Source organism: Streptomyces sp. NPDC029466 (assembly GCF_055574515.1).
The window spans coordinates 22,967-41,312 of the sequence record NZ_JBVHZH010000025.1 but is presented as its reverse complement, the minus strand read 5'-3'; the positions used below and the strand labels follow the sequence as shown (position 1 = coordinate 41,312).

General features: G+C 70.9%; 16 protein-coding genes. 9 read left to right on the top strand and 7 right to left on the bottom strand.

Annotated features, from left to right (window positions below; all coding sequences use genetic code 11):
• Positions 1-75: 75 nt before the first annotated feature.
• The 3 genes from ACZ4XD_RS20040 to ACZ4XD_RS20030 form a co-directional block, all read right to left on the bottom strand.
• A complete protein-coding gene (locus tag ACZ4XD_RS20040; protein ID WP_468043813.1) occupies positions 76-1,254 on the bottom strand; it encodes a CaiB/BaiF CoA transferase family protein in 1,179 nt (392 codons plus the stop codon).
• A 175-nt stretch (positions 1,255-1,429) separates the two neighbouring features.
• Positions 1,430-1,810 carry an MmcQ/YjbR family DNA-binding protein gene (locus ACZ4XD_RS20035; protein ID WP_468043811.1) on the bottom strand — a complete coding sequence of 127 codons (381 nt, stop codon included), beginning with the start codon at positions 1,808-1,810 and terminating at the stop codon, positions 1,430-1,432.
• A 172-nt stretch (positions 1,811-1,982) separates the two neighbouring features.
• Positions 1,983-3,449: a sialate:H+ symport family MFS transporter gene (locus ACZ4XD_RS20030; RefSeq protein WP_468043917.1), complete on the bottom strand. Its 1,467-nt coding sequence runs from the start codon at positions 3,447-3,449 to the stop codon at positions 1,983-1,985.
• A gap of 296 nt (positions 3,450-3,745) precedes the next feature.
• Between ACZ4XD_RS20030 and ACZ4XD_RS20025 the strand changes: the two genes are divergently transcribed.
• Complete coding sequence (locus tag ACZ4XD_RS20025) at positions 3,746-4,933, top strand: saccharopine dehydrogenase family protein (protein WP_468043809.1); 1,188 nt, start codon at positions 3,746-3,748, stop codon at positions 4,931-4,933.
• A 25-nt stretch (positions 4,934-4,958) separates the two neighbouring features.
• Here the strand turns inward: ACZ4XD_RS20025 and ACZ4XD_RS20020 are convergent, their stop codons facing one another.
• On the bottom strand, positions 4,959-5,663 hold the full coding sequence (locus ACZ4XD_RS20020) for an endonuclease V (protein WP_468043807.1): 705 nt from the start codon (positions 5,661-5,663) through the stop codon (positions 4,959-4,961).
• 158 nt (positions 5,664-5,821) lie between these two features.
• On the opposite strand from ACZ4XD_RS20020, the gene ACZ4XD_RS20015 reads away from it, so the two are divergent.
• A complete protein-coding gene (locus ACZ4XD_RS20015; RefSeq protein WP_468043805.1) occupies positions 5,822-7,255 on the top strand; it encodes an amidase in 1,434 nt (477 codons plus the stop codon).
• Between the two features lie 93 nt (positions 7,256-7,348).
• Positions 7,349-7,648, top strand: coding sequence for a YciI family protein (locus ACZ4XD_RS20010; RefSeq protein WP_468043803.1), 300 nt, complete (start codon positions 7,349-7,351; stop codon positions 7,646-7,648).
• 94 nt (positions 7,649-7,742) lie between these two features.
• Here ACZ4XD_RS20010 and ACZ4XD_RS20005 read toward each other — a convergent pair whose 3' ends face one another.
• Positions 7,743-9,209 (bottom strand): sugar porter family MFS transporter, encoded by a 1,467-nt coding sequence (locus tag ACZ4XD_RS20005; RefSeq protein ID WP_468043801.1) that lies wholly within the window; start codon positions 9,207-9,209, stop codon positions 7,743-7,745.
• A gap of 326 nt (positions 9,210-9,535) precedes the next feature.
• Between ACZ4XD_RS20005 and ACZ4XD_RS20000 the strand changes: the two genes are divergently transcribed.
• The 3 genes from ACZ4XD_RS20000 to ACZ4XD_RS19990 all read left to right on the top strand — a co-directional run bounded on the left by ACZ4XD_RS20000 (position 9,536) and on the right by ACZ4XD_RS19990 (position 12,395).
• On the top strand, positions 9,536-10,441 hold the full coding sequence (locus ACZ4XD_RS20000; protein ID WP_468043799.1) for an SIS domain-containing protein: 906 nt from the start codon (positions 9,536-9,538) through the stop codon (positions 10,439-10,441).
• A gap of 59 nt (positions 10,442-10,500) precedes the next feature.
• Positions 10,501-11,382, top strand: a complete 882-nt coding sequence (locus ACZ4XD_RS19995) for a class II fructose-bisphosphate aldolase (protein WP_468043797.1) — start codon at positions 10,501-10,503, stop codon at positions 11,380-11,382.
• 209 nt (positions 11,383-11,591) lie between these two features.
• Positions 11,592-12,395: a DeoR/GlpR family DNA-binding transcription regulator gene (locus ACZ4XD_RS19990; protein WP_468043795.1), complete on the top strand. Its 804-nt coding sequence runs from the start codon at positions 11,592-11,594 to the stop codon at positions 12,393-12,395.
• A gap of 285 nt (positions 12,396-12,680) precedes the next feature.
• Here the strand turns inward: ACZ4XD_RS19990 and ACZ4XD_RS19985 are convergent, their stop codons facing one another.
• Complete coding sequence (locus tag ACZ4XD_RS19985; RefSeq protein ID WP_468043793.1) at positions 12,681-13,481, bottom strand: SDR family oxidoreductase; 801 nt, start codon at positions 13,479-13,481, stop codon at positions 12,681-12,683.
• Between the two features lie 773 nt (positions 13,482-14,254).
• On the opposite strand from ACZ4XD_RS19985, the gene ACZ4XD_RS19980 reads away from it, so the two are divergent.
• Positions 14,255-14,857: a TetR/AcrR family transcriptional regulator gene (locus ACZ4XD_RS19980; RefSeq protein WP_468043791.1), complete on the top strand. Its 603-nt coding sequence runs from the start codon at positions 14,255-14,257 to the stop codon at positions 14,855-14,857.
• A 167-nt stretch (positions 14,858-15,024) separates the two neighbouring features.
• Positions 15,025-15,336, top strand: a complete 312-nt coding sequence (locus ACZ4XD_RS19975; RefSeq protein WP_468043789.1) for a hypothetical protein — start codon at positions 15,025-15,027, stop codon at positions 15,334-15,336.
• Between the two features lie 189 nt (positions 15,337-15,525).
• Here the strand turns inward: ACZ4XD_RS19975 and ACZ4XD_RS19970 are convergent, their stop codons facing one another.
• Positions 15,526-16,143 (bottom strand): TetR/AcrR family transcriptional regulator, encoded by a 618-nt coding sequence (locus tag ACZ4XD_RS19970; RefSeq protein ID WP_468043787.1) that lies wholly within the window; start codon positions 16,141-16,143, stop codon positions 15,526-15,528.
• 325 nt (positions 16,144-16,468) lie between these two features.
• Between ACZ4XD_RS19970 and ACZ4XD_RS19965 the strand changes: the two genes are divergently transcribed.
• On the top strand, positions 16,469-18,274 hold the full coding sequence (locus ACZ4XD_RS19965) for an FUSC family protein (RefSeq protein ID WP_468043785.1): 1,806 nt from the start codon (positions 16,469-16,471) through the stop codon (positions 18,272-18,274).
• The last annotated feature ends 72 nt before the right edge of the window (positions 18,275-18,346 follow it).

Sequence of the window (18,346 nt, the reverse complement as noted above, 5' to 3'; positions counted from 1 at the left end):
CCGCTTCCCTGGCGGCGGCCTCGTCGGCGACCCGGCGCGGGCCGGCCGCGTACCGGAGCGTGCGGGCGGGTGCCATCAGCCGGCGGCGTCCTTCTGGGCGGTGCGGCCCGGGCCCGCGGGGGTGGCAGGCGACGGGGCGAGGAGGCCGGGGGCCTGCCAGTCGCGGGCGATCTCCTCGGTGTCCGCACCGGGCCGCGCGGGTGGTCTGCGTACCGCGCCGGGGGTGTGCGAGAAGCGCGGCGCGGGCGCGGGCTGGGTCATCCCACCGTGCTCGACGAAGGTGCCGCGGGCGGCGAGATGCGGATGCCGCGGGGCCTCGCGCAGGGAGAGCACAGGCGCCACACAGGCGTCGGACTTCTCAAAGACGGCCGTCCACTCCTCGCGGGTACGGGTCCTGAAGCGGGCGGCGATGGCGGTACGCAGCTCGCCCCATGCGGCGAGGTCGTCGCGGCCGGGGGCCTGCTCCTCGATGCCCAGCAGGCGGACGAATTCGCCGTAGAACCGCTTCTCCAGTGCGCCGACCGCCATATAGCCGCCGTCGGCGGTCTCGTACGTCCCGTAGAACGGCGTCCCGCCGTCGAGCAGGTTGGCGCCGCGCCGGTCCTGCCAGCCGCCGGCTGCCAGCATGCCGTGGATCATCGCCGTCAGATGTGCCGTGCCGTCGACGATGGCGGCATCCACGACCTGGCCCTTTCCGCCGTCGGCGCGGGCGTGCTGGAGGGCGGCGAGGACGCCGATGACGAGGTAGAGGGAGCCGCCGGCGTAGTCACCGAGGAGGTTGGCGGGAATGGCGGGCGGGCCGTCGGGCGGGCCGATCATGCCGAGCGCGCCCGTGATGGCGATATAGCCGATGTCGTGTCCGGCGGTGTCGGCGAGCGGGCCCTGCTGCCCCCAGCCGGTCATCCGCCCATAGACCAGCCGGGGGTTGCGTGCGAGGCACTCCTCGGGGCCCACCCCCAGCCGCTCGGCCACACCGGGGCGGTACCCCTCCACCAGCACATCGGCGCGCTCGACCAGTTCGAGCACCTGCGCCACGCCGTCGGGGCTTTTGAGATCCACCAGTACGGAGCGCTTGTTGCGGTTGGTGACGTCGCAGGCCGGATCGATGCCCAGTCCCGCGCCACCGGGCCGGTCCACCCGGACGACATCGGCGCCGAGGTCGGCCAGGAGCATGGCCGCGAACGGGCCGGGACCGATGCCCGCGAGTTCGACCACCCGCACCCCGCTCAGTGGGCCGTTGCCTGGCTCTGCCATCGCGCCCCATGCCTTTCCGCACTGTGACACTTCTGATGTAACACTCGCGATGTTAAGAACGTGTTCCACTTTCCACAAGACCCCCTGCCAACTGGCGACCACGGAAAAGGCCCGCGCCGACGAGGCTGCATCGCCATCGCCGTCACGGGCCGTTGCGCCAGCCGCCGCTGCGCCTCTACACCCCGTCGAGCTCGGCGATGAGCTTCTTGGGGGCTATGACGCGATAGGACTCCTCCGCCCAGTCGCAGAGCAACTCGGCGGGCGGAGCGTCCGGCTCCTCCAGGGGGACCTGCACCCATCCGGACTTGCCCAGGCCGTAGCCCGCGGGCCTGGCGCCGGGCGAGGTCAGCGCATGGGCATGGGCCTCCGGATCCGTGAGTTTCAGCGTGACCCCGAGCGGATGGCTGCCGTCGTCGACGCCGAGGAAGACGAAGACCTTCTTGTTGACCTTGATGACGCTCTCGCCCCAGGGGAACTCCTCCACCGCCCCGGGAAGCGCGAGCGCGAACGCACGCACCCGCTCCCGCACCACCGCCGGCCCGGCCGCCTTCGCCATGCACTCCTCCATGTCCGTTCCCCCCCGCGGCACCGCCTGCGATACCGCTGAGCCGCACGCGCGTCCCGCGCGGGCCGACCCACGCATTCCACGCTAACGGCGACCACTGACAACGGCCCGCGGAGCGCCGGACGGCGGGCCGGCCGGGGGACATCTGACGCCGCGTCCGCCGCTACGCCGAGTCGGGCGAGACCTCCCCGGGGCCGGAAGCGGAGGTGGAGATGGAGGTGGAGTCGGAGGTCGCGGGCAGGGCTCCCACTCCCCCGGCCGCCGGGACCAGATGATCGTCGGGCGCCTGACGGTCCACCAGTCGTGCCAGCCGCTGGGGGACGTTGCCGCCCACCAGAAGGATGACGACGAGCGTCAGCCCGAAGGTGAGCACGGCCAGGGCCCGCCCCAGGGGCATTCCTTCGGCCAGATGGGCGCCCAGGACGGGCGCCGCTGCCCCGCCCAGGGCCCCGACGTTGTAGACGAAGCCCACCGAGGCGGCCCGGGTGGCGACCGGGAAGTGGCCGGCGAGGTACTTCGGCAGAATGCCGGAGATGCCCTGGCTGAGCGCGAGCAGCACGAAGACCAGCACGCCGAGCGCCGGCAAGCTGTCCCGCGCCGCGAAGACCGGGAAGACGAAGACGAGCGAGGCGAGCAGCGTGTACGCGTAGGCCCGCCGGGTGCCGAGCCGGTCGCCCACGAAGCCCGCCAGCCAACAGCCCGCCATGGTGCCGAAGCCCGCGTAGAACATCACGTCGGTGACCTGCTCAGGGGAGTATCCGAGGCCGGTCTTCAGGTAGGTGGGCAACAGGGCCTGGATCGGCCAGCTGTAGAGGAACGCGCAGAACACCGTCGCCATCAGGGACACGTACAACAGCCATCCGCGGCGGCCACCGAGCTGGACCGCGAAGGCGGTCAGGCACAGCGCCGCGGCGGCGGACAGCCAGGGGACGTGGCCCGCGCCGAGGGGCGTGAAGACGCAGAACAGCGCCACCGAGGCGGCCACCGCCAGGACCGTGTTGCCCCCGGAGCGAAGCCGTCCCGTGAACAACGGCCGGAAAGGGTTCGGGCGCCCCTCTGCCGAACGGGTTGCGGCGACGCCGATCTCCTTCTGCCAGTCCCCGGCCTCCGGAAGCGCCCTGCGCACCCAGAGAGCTACCAGGACGGGCAGCACGCCGATCCAGAACATCCAGCGCCAGCCCCAGTGGGGTACCACCCACTTGTAGAGCTCGGCCGCGAGGACCGTACCGCCCGCGTAACCGGAGATCAGGAATCCGGAAGCCCGGTTGCGCCATCGGGTGGGCCAGCTCTCCAGCACATACGTCACGCTTGCGCTGTACTCCCCGGCCATGCCGAGGCCGATCACCAGCCGGGCGGCGAACAGGCTGGTGTAGTCCCAGGCGAATCCGCAGGCGAAGGTGCCGAGCGAGTAGAGCAGGATGCTGCTGATCATGGCGGCCTTGCGGCCGTAGCGGTCGCCCATCGCGCCCAGGACGGCGCCGCCCAACCATCGGGTGATGAAGGCGCCGGAGATCAGCGAGGCGGCGGTGGCGGTGCTCAGCCGGAAGTCCGCCGCGATTTCGGTCAGCACCAGCGTGATCAGGACGAAGTCGAAACCGTCGAGGAGGTAGCCGATCCAAGCGGCGAACATCGCCTTCCACTGGGACGGGGCGACCTCCTGCCACCCTCGCCGCCCCCGGTCAGGGGTGTCCGTGGGGAACGTTGTCACAGCAGCCGGGCCTCCTCCAGCAGTCGGCGCACCGGACATTGGACGTCCTACGTCATCCGTGAATCTGGCCCCGCCGCGACACCCTGTCAAGGCGTCATGCCAGACTCCGTACCACCCACAGGGCGGTCAAGAGGGCCGCCAGGAGCGGACCTTGACGGGGCGACGCCGACTGCCAGGGCCCGGACTCCACGGCCGGTGGGCGGTCGAGAGGATGCGCGATGCCACGGCAGGACACCTCCGGACGGACCTATGACCTCGTCCTCTACGGCGCGACCGGTTTCACCGGCGCCCTCACTGCCGCCTACCTGTCCGCACACGTCCCCAAGGGCTGCCGCTGGGCACTGGCCGGGCGCAGCACCGCCAAACTGGAGCAGCTGCGCGACCGGTTGGCGAAGTCCGACCCGGCCTGCGCCGACCTGCCGCTGCTGCGGGCCGACAGCAGCGATCCCGGCTCACTGCGCGACCTCGCGGCCGGCACCCGGGTGCTGGTGACGACCGTCGGTCCGTATCTGATCCATGGCGAGCCGCTGGTGGCGGCCTGCGCCGCGGCCGGCACCGACTATGTCGATCTGTGCGGGGAGTCGGAATTCATCGACCGGATGTACGTGCGGCACGACGCGACGGCCCGCGCGTCCGGCGCGCGCCTCGTACACGCCAGCGGGTTCGACTCCGTCCCGTACGACCTGGGGGTCCACTACACCGTGGGGCTCCTCCCCGAAGGTGTCCCCGTACGCATCGACGGCTTCGTACGGACCAACGGAACATTCTCCGGAGGCACGCTGAACTCGGCGCTGACCGCCGCCTCACGTCCGGTCGCCATGGCGCGGGCCGCCCGCGAACGTCAGCGGGTCGAAGCGCAGCCGGCCGGACGGACGGTACGCGCGCCCTTCGGCCCGCCTGTACGGAGCAGCGAAACGCGCACCTGGGGTGTGCCGTTGCCGACCCTCGATCCGCAGATCGTCGCCCGCTCGGCCGCCGCGCTGAACCGCTACGGGCCGGACTTCCGCTATCGCCACTACGCCGGGGTGCGGCGGCTGCCGATCGCCGTCGGCGGCGCCTTGGGAGCGGGAGCGCTGTGTGCCCTCGCCCAGGTGCCGCCCGCACGGCGCTGGCTGTCGGGGCGTCTGGAGCCGGGCGACGGCCCGAGCCCCGAGCGGCGGGCGCGCAGCTGGTTCAAGGTGCGCTTCGTCGCCGCCGCCGGCGGCACCCGTCTGATCACCGAGGTCTCGGGCGGCGACCCCGGCTACGAGGAGACCGCGAAGATGCTCGCCGAGTCGGCGCTCAGCCTGGCCTTCGACGACCTGCCGGAGACCGCGGGCCAAGTGACGGCGGCGGTGGCCATGGGAGACGCTTTGACGGCTCGGCTCCAGGAAGCGGGCATCAAGTTCGGCGTCGTCCAGGAGTAACCCGAGCCGTGACCCGGGCCCGCCGTTACGCGTCGGCGAGGGCCCTCCGGCACAGTGCGTCGGCGGCCCGGGTCGTCTCCGGAAGGCGGTAATCGGCCGCCAGGTGGAGGGTGTGCGCACAGGCCCGGTCGAGGTCGGTGCGGTGCCCCACGGAGACAAAGACCGGCTTGACGCCGTTTTGGGTACGCAGCGCACGTCCCACCTCCTCGGTTCCGTCCAGCAGCGGCGAGGTGGCGCCGCGCTCCGGGCCAGGAGGGGCGTACCGGAAGGTGAAGGGGTTCTTGGCGACGCCGATGGTGGGCAGTCCGGTCAGTACGCCCAGGTGGCTGGCGAGCCCGAAGCGGCGCGGGTGCGCCAGCCCGTAGCCGTCGCAGACCACCAGGTCGGGAGTGCGGGCGAGGCGGCCGAGTGCCTCGAGCACGGTGGGGATCTCACGGAAGGCGAGCAGGCCGGGGACGTACGGGAAGGAGACCTGCCCGACGGCGGTGGCCCGGTCGACGACGGCGCGGGTGCGGGCGTCCAGGGCGACGGCGGCGGCCGCGACTACGTCCCGTTCATCGTCGTAGGCGACATCCACCCCCACCACAGTGCCCTCGAACCCCGGTTCCGGTCCCGCTTCATCGAGGCGTACATGGGGCCGCAACCGGTCCTGGACCGCACGCGCCTGGGCTTCGTCGGCCGGCCAGTGCCGCAGTTCGTCGTCGCAGGAGATCATTCCGGGAGTGTCCATGATGACCGCAACGCTACCGAACCGGTGATCGGGCCCAGGGCCGGGCGGATCGGCTCACGGCTCAGAGCTGGGGCTTTCAGGACTCAGAGCTCAGGCCGCGGAGTTCCGGCCCTGGATTTCAGAGATCGGTGTCAGTGGTGCTCGGTACCGTGATGAGCATGCACCCGCCCGTGTCCGACGCGCTTCACGAGCTCGACGCCACCGACCTCGCCGGCCGGCTGCGCCGCCGCGAGCTCTCCGCCCGCGAGGTCGTCCAGGCCCATCTGGACCGCATCGAACGGGTCAATCCGGCCGTCAATGCGATCGTCACCCTCGACCCGGAGGGCGCCCTCGCCGCAGCCGCACGCGCCGATGAGCAACTCGTCCGGGACGCCGCCGTCCCGCCCCTGCACGGGCTGCCGATCGCCTTCAAGGACACCCGTCTCACCCGCGGTATGCGCACCACACACGGCTCACCGCTCTTCGCCGATCATGTCCCGGACGAGGACGATCTGCTGGTCGACCGGCTCCAGCAGGCGGGCGCCATCCGTCTCGGCAAGACCAACGTCCCCGAATTCGCCGCCGGTTCGCACACCTTCAACGCCGTCTTCGGCACCACCCGCAATCCGTACGACCTCACACGCTCGGCGGGCGGCAGCAGTGGGGGCGCCGCCGCGGCCCTGGCAGCCGGGCTTCAGCCCCTCGCCGACGGCAGTGACATGGGCGGCTCACTCCGCAACCCCGCCTCCTTCTGCAATGTGGTCGGTCTGCGGCCGACGCCGGGCCGCGTCCCTTCGCCTCCGGGCAGCGACCTCTGGGACACCCTGTCGGTCCCGGGCCCCATGGGGCGGACGGTCGCCGACACCGCGCTGCTGCTGTCAGCGATGGCCGGCCCGGATCCACGCTGCCCCCTCAGCCTGGAGGCCCCGGGGGCAGCGTTCCGTGTGCCGCTCGACCGCGACCTGCGCGGGCTGCGTCTCGCCTGGGCCCCCGACCTGGGCGGATACGCACCGGCCGACCCGGAGGTACTCGCCGTTCTGGAGCCCCAGTTGAGGGTCCTGGAGGAGCTGGGCTGCCGCGTCGACACCGCCTGCCCGGACCTCTCCGGCGCCGATGAGACCTTCCGTACGCTGCGGGCGCACAGCTTCGACCTCGCCCTCGGTGGACTGCTCGACTCCGCCCCGCAGGCCCTCAAACCCAGCATCGTCTGGAACATCGAACAGGGCCGCCGGCTGACCGTGGCCGACCTCCACACGGCCACCACGACCCACAGCCGCCTCTACCTCGGCACGCTGGAATTCTTCTCCCGGTACGACCTGCTCCTCGCCCCGGTCAGTCAAGTCACGCCGTTCGACGCGGAGCTGGAGTATCCGCGCGAGGTAGCGGGCCGTCCCACGCACAGCTACCTGGACTGGATGCGGTCCGCCTACCTCATCTCGGTCCTGGGCGTACCCGCCCTTTCGGTTCCCGCGGGCTTCACCCCGGCCGGTCTGCCCGTGGGGCTCCAGTTCATCGGTCCACCGCGCGCCGATCTCGCCGTCCTCCAGGCCGGTCATGCCTACGAGAGCGCGACGCAGCACGGGCGCCGCCGCCCGGACCTGCCGACGACCTGACCCTGACGCCTTCCCCATACCCGCCCTGGCCTGCACCTTCCCTGCACGGAGAGAGCGCGGAGCCGTGCCCGACACCTCCTCTATATTGCAGTCATGTTCGTATTGGAACTGACCTATACCGCGCCCCTCGAACGCGTCGACGCCGTCCTCGATCAGCATGTGGAGTGGCTTCGGAAGGAGTACGCCGCCGGGCGCTTCCTCGCCGCCGGCCGCAAGGTCCCACGGGACGGGGGCGTGATTCTCGCCGCCGGGATGGACCGTGCCACCGTCGAGCGGATCGTTTCCGAGGACCCGTTCACTCTCGCCGAGGTGTGTGAGTACCGGATCACGGAGTTCGTGGCGACGACGACCGCGCCGGCACTGGAGCACTACCGGGAGCAGCTGCCCTCCTGAAGCACGTCCCCGGAGGCTCGGACCGCCGGTGATCCGCCGGTCCGAGCACCGCGCTCAGCCCTGGTCGCGCCCTACCGCTCCCGACAGCCCGTAACTAAGAAGTCGTGGTCGGAGGCACCGCCGAATCACCGAGCGAGCGGGGGCTTGCGGTGGTGGACGCAGCCGGCTCGGGCCAACGCCCCCCATTACGCCAGTAGCCCTGGATCTCCTCCAACTGACGCCCCTTGGTCTCGGGTGCGGTGACGGAGGCGAAGACCAGGGCGGCAAGGGCAAGGACGCCGAGGCCCGCGAAGGTCCGGGCCGCGCCCGCCCAGGCCATCAGCGAGGGGAAGAACTGGGCGATCAGAAGATTGGCGACCAGGTCCGCGGTGAGCATCACCGAGGCTCCGGTCGAGCGCAGCTGGGCGGGGAATGCCTCGCTCGCATAGACCCAGATCAGCGAGCCGAAGCCAAAGTTGAAGGCCGCGGTGAACAGCAGGATGGCGGCGAACCCCACCCAGGTCGTCGCCCCCTGGAGCTCGCCGGTGCCGAAGACCACCGTCAGGACGGCGAGCATGACGGCCATCGTGCCGATGCCGGAGAGCAGCACCACCCGGCGGCCGAGCCGGTCGATGATGAGGATGGCGAGCACCGTCGCGGCCAGCGAGGCGAGTTGGACGAATGACGGCAGCAGAAAGTTCTGGCCGTTGCCGGTGAACCCCATCTCCTCGAAGATCTGCGGGCTGTAGTACGTCACGGCGTTGATGCCGGTGATCTGGCAGAAGAAGCCGAGGCCGACGACGAAGACCGCGGCGCGGGCGTAGGGCTTGCGCAGCAGCGAGCGCGCCGACCCACCGCTCTCCTCGGCGAGCGCGGCTTCCACGGCCGCGACCTCCGCATACGGATCGGCATCGGGGTCGGTCATGGCCATGACCTCGACGGCTCGTTCCGTCCGCCCCTTGAGGACGTACCAGCGCGGGGTGTCCGGCAGCCGGAGCAGAGGAATCAGGACAAGCGCGGCGGGGAGGGCGGAGAGGCCGAGCATCCAGCGCCAGTGGCCGCCACCGGACAGGCCCCAGTTGATGAAGTACGTGAGCACGATGCCCGCGACCGTGGCCACTTGGTAGGCGGCGACGGAGGCTCCGCGGATGCGTGCCGGGGTCGATTCGGCGACATAGAGCGGGGCGGCGACGATCGAGATTCCGATGGCGACACCGAGCAGGAAGCGGACGATGTCCAGCACGACCACATTGGGCGCGACCGCGGAGAGGGCGACGAAGACGGCGTAGGAGCCGGCCACGATCAGCATCGCGGCCTTGCGGCCCAGGGCGTCGGCGAGCTTGCCGCCGATCAGCGCGCCGACGATGGAGCCGAACACCAAAATGCTGTTGACCAGGCCCTTTTCGGTCTCGGTGAGATGAAAGTCCTTACTCAGGAACACCAGGGCGCCGGAGATGCTGCCGGTGTCGTAGCCATAGATGACGCCGACGACCGCGCCGGTGAGCGCGAACAGTCTGCCGGTGCGGTGGGTGGTCTTGGAGGACGGCGGCGGGGGCGTCGCCGAGAGCGTGGCAATGGACATGGGAAGTCCTCTGTGCGGCGGAGCGGGCCTTGCTGCATGCCGAATCGCGCATGACTGATCATGCGAGTATTCGGCGCCTTTCACGCAGCTGTCAACACTTCCTTGCACCCCTCCCTGTCATCCGCCCACCCCACACCGACCCCGCCGCCGCCTCTCCCGAGCAGCCCATCCATGCCCTCACTCCCGCGCTCCCCTCTGGTGCATGCACTCGTACGAGGGATGGATCGCGGTCGGATTTCTGCGTACAGTCGATTGCAACGAAGCCAAAGATTGCAGTTTCACGCAGACATTCTTCAGTCCATTGCCACATCACGGGAGGGTGGGCCATGAGCGAGACCTCGTACATGGAGCAGGAGCTGAGCAGCCAGCCGGAGACCTGGCGGCAGGCCGCGCGGATCGGAGCAGCGGCGGGCCCCCTGCCGAAAGCCGGCCGGCGGGTGGCCGTCGTCGGCTGCGGTACCTCGTGGTTCATGGCCCAGTCGTATGCGGCGCTCCGCGAGGCGGCCGGGCAGGGCGTTACGGATCCGTTCGCCGCCTCCGAGGCTTTCCTCGGCAGCGACCGCGGCTATGACGCGGTGGTGGCGATCACCCGCTCCGGCACCACGACCGAGGTGCTGCGGGTGCTCGACGCCGTCAAGGGGCGCATCCCGACGGTGACGATCATCGGTGATCCTGAGACGCCGGCGGTGGCGCTCTCCGACGCGACGGTCGCGCTGCCGTTCGCCGACGAGAAGTCGGTGGTGCAGACGCGTTTCGCGACGACGGCGCTGGCACTGCTGCGCGCGCACCTCGGCGAGGACATCTCCCGTGCGGTGACCGATGCGGAAGAGGCGCTGGCCGCGCCGGTGGACAAGGAGTGGGTGGACGCCGAGCAGTTCTCCTTCCTCGGCTCCGGTTGGACGTTCGGTCTGGCCAATGAGGCGGCGCTCAAGATGCGGGAGGCATCGCAGAGTTGGACGGAGTCGTACCCCGCGATGGAGTACCGCCACGGTCCGATCGCGATAGCCGCACCCGGCCGGGTGACCTGGCTGTTCGGGCAGGCACCGGAGGGGCTGGAGGCCGATGTGGCGCGGACGGGTGCGTGCTTCGTGCACCATGCGCGCGATCCGCTGGCGGATCTGGTGCTGGTCCAGCGGGTGGCGCTGGAGCGAGCCCGCGCCCGCGGCCTGGACCCCGACAACCCGCGCAGCCTGACCCGTTCGGTGATGCTCGAGACGCCGGCCGCCTCGTAACCGCCCACCTCACCCTCTCCACCAGCCCTGCCCGCAAGGGAGAAGGGAGCCGGCATCCCATGCCACTCGTCCCGACCTCATCGATCGTCGACGCCGCGCGTAAGGCGCAGGTCGGTGCCGCGGCCTTCAATGTCATCCATCTGGAGACCGCCGAGGCGCTCGTCACCGCCGCCGAGCGCACCGGTACCCCACTGATCCTTCAGATCAGCGAGAACTGCATCCGCTACCACGGCAGCCTGCTGCCCATCACCCGCGCCACGCTCGCCCTCGCCGAGGGCTCCACCGCCCGGATCGCGGTCCACCTCGACCACATCACCGATGCGGACCTCGTCCGTCAGGGCATCACCGCCGGGGTGGGGTCCGTCATGGTGGACGCCTCCGCTCTTCCGTACGAGGAGAACGTCGCCACCACCGCCGACCTCGCCGCCTGGTGCCATGAACGCGACGCCTACGTCGAGGCCGAACTCGGCGAGGTCGGCGGCAAGGACGGGGTCCATGCGCCCGGGGTGCGCACGGACCCGGACGAGGCCTTGGCCTTTGTGCGCGCGACGGGCGTGGATGCCCTCGCCGTGGCCGTCGGCTCCTCCCATGCGATGCACGAGCGCACGGCCGTACTGGACAAGGACCTCATCACGGCGCTGCACACCACTCTGCCGGTGCCGCTGGTCCTGCACGGCTCTTCGGGTGTGCCGGACGATGAGCTGCGCCGCGCCATCGCCGCCGGAATGACGAAGATCAATATCTCCACGCATCTCGTCTCGGTGTTCACCCAGTCGATACGGCGGACGCTGGGCGCCGATTCCTCGCTCGTCGACTCCCGCAAGTACGTCAAGCCGGCCCGGGAGGCGGTGGCAGAGGAAGCTGCGAGGCTGCTGGATGTGCTGGGCACTCCGGCGACGGTCCCGGGCCGGTACGCGACCCAGGCATCTGCTCGGGGTTGAACGGGTGGACTCGATGATCGCCCTGGTCGCATCGCGCGGCAAGCCCATAACGGGACCATGGCGACAGAACCCCCGCGGCGGACCCCGGCATGGTGTCCCGCCCGGCCCGCTGCCGCGGCATCTGCGGTGTCCGGCGGGGCCTCTGCGGTGTTCGACGGGAGCTCCACCGCGCGTCACCAGGGTGTGCCGAAACGAATTAGGCTCGCGCCATGAAGCGCCATGAACGGATGAACGCACTGCTTGAGCTGCTCGGAGACCGAGGCCGGGTGGACGTCGAGGAGGCGGCGACCGCGCTGGAGGTTTCGGCCGCCACGATGCGGCGCGACATGGACGCACTCGCCGAACAGCAACTGCTGACCCGCACCCGGGGCGGGGCGGTGCTCAGTTCGGTGGCGTACGACCTGCCGATCCGCTACAAGCACGCTCACCGGTCGGAGGAGAAGGAGGCGGTGGCGAAAGCCGCGGCGAAGCTGGTCGAGCGGGGTGACGTGGTCGGGCTGAGCGGCGGCACCACGACCACGGCGATCGCCCGGGTACTCGCCACCCGTCCGGACTTTGCGGAGGCCGGACCGCAACCGCACCTGACGATTGTCACCAACTCCCTCAACATCGCCAATGAGCTGGCCGTCCGACCGCAGATCAAGATCGTGCTCACCGGTGGGGTCGCGCACTCGCGGTCGTTCGAACTGGTCGGTCCGTTCAGTGAGTTGCTGCTTCAGCAGATCTCCATCGATATCGCGTTCATCGGGGCCAATGGCATGGACCCGATGATGGGGGCGACGGTGCACGACGAGGCGGAGGCCCGGGTCAACCGCCTCATGGCCGAGCGTGCCCGGCGCGCCGTGGTCGTCGCGGACTCATCGAAAATCGGCGAGCGCTGCTTCGCCCGGGTCGGCGACGCGGATGTCTTTGACACGTTCATCACGGACAACGGAGCGAAGGAGGTAACCCGTCGCGAATTCGCGGACCGGGGCCTGAAGGTGGTGACGGCCCGCCCGTCGGCCGGTGAGTGACACATCGGCCGGCCCCGGGGCGTCTTCCCCGGTTCGCTGCACGATGGGAGTCCCCAGCCCGCCGCGTGGCCGGGCTTCCCCGGGCTCGCCGCACCACGAAGCCCCTGGGTGCGTCGTGAGGACGGACTTCTCCGTCCGCCGCGTGGCCGGGCTTCGCCGGGTGCGCCGCTCGACGAAGCCATCCCGGGTGTGCCATGCGACGGGACTTCCTCCGTCTGCCGTGACCGGGCTTGTCCGGGTGCGCTGCGTAACCCGGGGGCATAGCCAGGGTTCCTGCGTTGCTCGTTACCAGATGTTGTCTCCCCGGAGGACGGCGTCGGCGCCGCCGTCGAGGAAGATGACCTGGCCGGTGACGTGGGTGTTCTCGGGGGAGGTCAGCCAGGCGAGCAGTGGGGCGACCTGTTCGGGGCGGGCGTGGCCGTGCAGGGGCATGGGGATGCCGGCGTCGATGGCCGCACGTGTTTCGGCGTCGGCGAGCATGGGCTCGGTCATGGGGGTCACGGTCGTGCCGGGGGCGACGGCGTTGAGGGGGATGCCGGCGGCGGCCCAGTCGTCGGAGATGGCCGTACGGCGGAGCCAGCGGGCGATCGCCTGCTTGGAAGCGCCGTAGATCGCATATCCCTCGCCCCGGTCGACGACGGCCTGGGCGGCGGCCACGGCTGCCTCCTCGTCGCCCGCGAGCGCCGCGTCGACGATGGTCTGGTCGGCCGGGTGGATCGAGGCGACGGACGAGAGGAGTACGGCGCGCGGGTCGGTACCGGCGGCGAGCAGCGGGCGCAGCCCTTCGAGGGTGGCGACGACGCCGAAGTAGTTGACCTGGATGGTGCGCGGGACGAAGTGGGCGAGGCCGGCGCAGGCGATCACGGCGTCGAGTCGGCCGTCGGTCAACTCGTGGGCGCGGTGCACCAGTTGGCTACGGCCGTCGGGGGTGGCGAGGTCCGCTGAGATGTCGGCGTCCTTGAGGTCGGCGCCGATCACGGTGTGGCCCTGTTCGCGGAGGTGGGCCACGGTGGCCTTGCCTATGCCGGAGGCGGATCCGGTGACGAGGTAGGTACGGGTACGGGGCATGGGCACCGGCGTGGGCATGGTCGGCTCCTTCGCTGACACGTTCTGGTTTGGCTCGGGTTTTGGCTCTGGGTGTGGCTCGGGTTTTGGCTCTGGATTCGGTTCGGGATCGGGATCCGGGTGCGGGATCCGGGTGCGGGATCGGTTCCGGTTCTGACCCGAGACGCAGGTCGAGCCGGGTCGAACCACCGTTGCGGGTCGGGTGGTTGGGCGTACTCGGCGGCCGTCATGGTTGGTGCGGAATGCCTCGTCGATGCAGAACGCATGGTGGGCGCGAACGCGTGTTCGGTGCGGACGCATGACCGGTGCGGACGCGATCGGTGCGGACGCATGGCCGGTTTGGACACGTTGCTGGCGTGGACGCGTGGTCGGTGTGTGGACGTATGGCCAGGGCGGACGCATGGCCGGTGCCGAGTGCAGGGGCATTCGTTGGGCGGATCGATGTGCCGGGCCGCGCGGCGGGCCGGTTCATGGGCTCCTGCCGGGCCGCGCGGCGGGCCGTTCTCGTCGGGCGTTCTCTTCAGGCCGTTCTCGTCGGGGCGTTGACGTTCGCCCGTCCATCGGGGGCGGTGAGTGCTGTGGGTACGCGGCGTTCGGGGGCGGCGTGGGCGGGGCGAAGCGGGGTCGGGGTCGGGGTGGGATCGGACATCGGTCGAGCACCGGACAGGGGTCGGTGGGCCGGTGGGCCGGGCGGTGACAACATACCGGGTTTTTGGCATGACGTGCCAGGAAGCTGGTCTGTGACAGAAAATGGTCCCTGATAGACATGACGGCCAGACGATCAGGAGAGGTGGATGACGGCAGCGCGAGGCAGACCATCGTTGACCGAGCGGCGACGGCAGGAGACCCGGCTGGAGATTGCCGAGACCGCGGCGGCGCTGTTTTCGGACCAGGGGTACGAGGCGACGACGGTCGAGGACATCGCATCGGCAGCCGGTATCTCGCTGCGCACCTTCTACCGCTACTGCGCGGCGAAGGAGGACGCACTGACCCCCGTCATGACGTCCAGCGTCGGTGTGCTCGTCGAGGAGCTGGCGAGGCGCCCCGTCGATGAACCACTGAGCAGCGCCGTGCAGGCGTCGTTCACCTCGTCGGCCGCGACCCGACAGCTCGCGGACCGCGAGCAGGCCCGCCGACTGGTGCGGGTCATGGGCACCGTCCCGGCCATTCGGATGCGGTGGCTCGCGGCGGGGCGGGAGATGCAGGACCAGCTGGTGCCGGTACTCGCGGCGCGCAAGGGCGCACCGGAGGACAGCATGGAGGTACGACTCCTGGCCTGCGCCTTGCTCGATGGCATCAGCGTCGCCATGGAGCACTGGGCCTGGCAGGACGAACCGGAGGACGTGGCGGAGCTGACCCGCCGCGCGCTGCACTATCTGCGCATCGACGAGTTGTAGCCCGGCAGCCCGCCCCCGTTCCGAAAGCGTTGCTGCTATGTAGCGCTTGTGTCCCTGTGTGGCCCCCGGGGCTGATTTCCATTGGGCGGGTATGGACAATGGGGAATGAACGTGCGAACACGGTAGGAGTTCGCGAGGGGTTCCAGGCTTTCAGCGGGGGAGATCACGTGCGGAAGATCATCGCCATAGCAGTGGCAACCGTGGTGTGCAGCGCCTCGCTGACCCTGGCCACCACCTCGGAAGCGTCCGCCGCGAGCCGGGCGCCGCAGTGCGTCAAGGTGCGGAAGTACTTCAACAAGGGCCACCAGCGCTATGTCCGCCTGTCGAATCTGTGCACCAAGCGGACCTCGTGCTTCACCATCGTCGTCCCGCATCACCGTGATCCCCACGGCCGGCTCCCCAAGGGCACGACCAAGGACATCCACTACGGCACGACCGGGACGCCGCGAGCCCTGTTCGTGAAGAACACCCCCTGCTGAGCGGCCACGACCGAGCGGCCGGGGTGCATCCGAAGGACCGGGTACAGCCGAGGGGCCGGGCGCAACAGAGGGGCCGCGCGCGGCGGCAGCCGGGACCGGGCAGGCAGCCAGGACCGCGGAGGCCGCCGGGCCCATGCTCGCCGCCAGGAGCGCATCCGGCCCCGTGACTTCGCCCGCCAGTAGAGCGCGTCAGGCGCGTACGGCGATGCCGTCCAGCACCATCGAGAGGTATTGGCGGGCGATCTCCTCGGGGCTGTGCTGCCCGCCCGGCCGGTACCAGCTCGCCGCCACCCAGACGGTGTCGCGGACGAAGCGGTAGGTGAGCCGGATGTCGAGGTCCGCGCGGAACGTCCCGGCGGCCACGCCGCGCTCCAGGGTGCCCAGCCAGGCCTTCTTGAATTTCTGCTGGGAGTCGGCGAGGTAGCCGAAGCGGGGCTGGGCGGCGAGGTGCTTGGACTCCTTCTGGTAGATGGCGACGGCCGCGCGATGCCGGTCGATCTCCCGGAAGGACTCGGTGACCAGGGCTTCGATGGTCTCCCTGGGGCCGAGCCCGGCGGCGAGTACGGCGTCGTAGCCGTCCCACAGTTCGGTCAGGAAGCTGGACAGGATCTCGTCCAGCATCGATTCCTTCGAGTCGAAGTGGTAGTAGAGGCTGCCCGCGAGCATGCCGGCTTCGTCCGCGATCCGGCGGACGGTGGTGGCGTTGTAGCCGTGTGCGGCGAAGACCTCCGCCGCGATGGTGAGCAGTTCGCGGCGACGCTCGGGCGAGGCGCTCGCGGTCGTCGACTTCTTCTTGGCGGCTGGCACCCGGCCATTGTCACCCTCCGCACCACCCCGCTTGTCGCCCACTCGTCGATCGCATTTCTCCCGCCCGCCGCTCGGGGCTCCCCCCGGCTGCTCGGGGCTCCCGCCGGCCGCTCGGGGCTCCCGGCGTACGCGCCTACCGGTCATCCACCGCTCGTCCACCGCTCGTCTACCGCTCATCGGATGCCCGCGCCTCCTGGCGGGTACCCGCCGCCCGCGGGCGCCGCCCGCCCCAGCTCCCACCCCCTCACCCCGACCTCGACCCCGGCCCAGCCCCGGCCCCGGCCACATGTATTTCACTAGTAAAACACCTGTTAACATCTCTCCCATGAGGAAGCACGCCAAGCCGTCCGGTAAGAGTGCGCACCACACCCCGGGGAGCCTGGTGCGTGCCCGTCCGCTGCCGGTCAGGAGCACGGTGCGGCTGCGCCGGCCCGTCGACATCTGGCACAAGCCGGCGCTCAGCGCGGTGGTGGCGCTGGCGATCCCCGACCTCACGCTGTACGCGCTGGGGCGGCTGGACCTGATCCTGTACACCTCGGCGGGGGCGATGTGCGCCCTGTACGCGCACGGTCTGCCGTATGCGGCGCGCGCCCGCACGCTGCCGTGGGTGGTGCTCGGCATGGTCGCCAGCCTCGGCGTCGCGCTGACCGCCGCATCGCTGATCACCTCGACCGCGCTGCTGGTCGTCTGCGCCTCGCTGGTCTGCGCGGTCCACAAGATGGTCTGTGACGCGACGCGGATCGGCCCGCCCGGCAACGTCATCCTGAGCTTTGTCACCGCCTCGGCGTTCTTCGTGCCGCAGCAGCTCGGGCAGGTACCCCTGCACCTGGCGGCGGCGCTCGCCACCGGGGTACTCGCCTGGCTGGTCTGTATGGCTCCGGCGCTGATACGGCCGCAGGGGCCCGAGCGGATCGTGGTCGCCCGCGCGCTGGAGGCCGCCGCGGGGCTGCTGCGTACGGAGGCGGGCACCGGCGGCGGGGAACCGGCCGGGGTGGCGCACGCCCGTCATGCCGCCGCTGCCGCGGTGAACGCCGCCTGGCACACGCTGTTCCTGGTCCCGGCACGCACCCCGGACACGGCCGCGGCGCGGGCCGGGCTCGAACGGCTGCTGGTGCGCGCCGAGTCGGCGTTGGGGGGTACGGGGCACGCCGGCGAGGTGGCCGCCGAGGCCGCGCCGTACGCAGCGGGGTGCGCGGGGGCCGAGGCCGACCGGCTCGGTGGCTGGGCGGATGAACTGCGCGGCGGGGGGCCGTTGCCCGAGGTGGCGCTCTCCGCGGCACAGGCCGAGGAGTTGGCGGGTGTCGCCGCGGAGGTGTGGGGGCCGCGGCGGCCCGGGCCCGGTCATCCGCGCGGGGTGCGGGCGGTGCTCGCCCGGTTGGCGCCCGGTTCACCGCTGCTGCCCATCGGCGCGCGGGTCGCCGTGGGGTGTGTACTGGCGGGCTGGGCGTCGATGGCCCTCGGGGTCGGGCATCCGTATTGGGCCGTGGTCACGGCGGCCTCCATCTACCAGGCCAACACCACGCTCTCCTGGCAGCGCGCACTTCAGCGCACCCTCGGCAATCTGCTCGGGCTGCTCCTCTACACCGCGCTGCTGCCGCTGCTGCACCTCGGACCGCTCGCGATGATCGCGCTCGCGCTGACCTGTCAGCTCGGCGCGGAGGCCACGATCACCCGCAACTACTGGCTCGGTTCGGTGTGCGTGACCCCGATGGCGCTGCTGCTGACCGAATTCGGCAGTCAGGTGCCGGCGACGACGCTGATCGCCGACCGCTGGCTCGACACCGTGGTGGGCGCGGCGGTGGGTCTGGCCTGCTGCGTCCTGGTCACCAATCGGCGGGCCGCGGGCCGTATCGAGGTCGCGCTGGGGCGGGTCGCGGCCGCGGAGGCCGTCGCGTCCCGGCTGCTCGCGGAGGGGCCCGCGACCGGCGTGGACACGGCCCGGGAAATCAGCTGGGCCCGCGACCGGCTGGCGGGATGTCTGATCGAGCTCCGGGAGGCGGCGGAGGTCGCGGCCGGTGAGTGGTGGCAGCGGGCCGTACCGGAGGAGCGGATCGCCCTCGCCGAACAGCGAGGTCACCGGGCGCTGGCCGGTCTCGTCCGGCGGCTCACGGCACCGGCACTTGCCGCCTGACCCGTGCGGCCGACCGGCACCGTACGGCAGGCACAATTGGGTGTTTACTGCACAGCCGAGAGGAGAGTACGG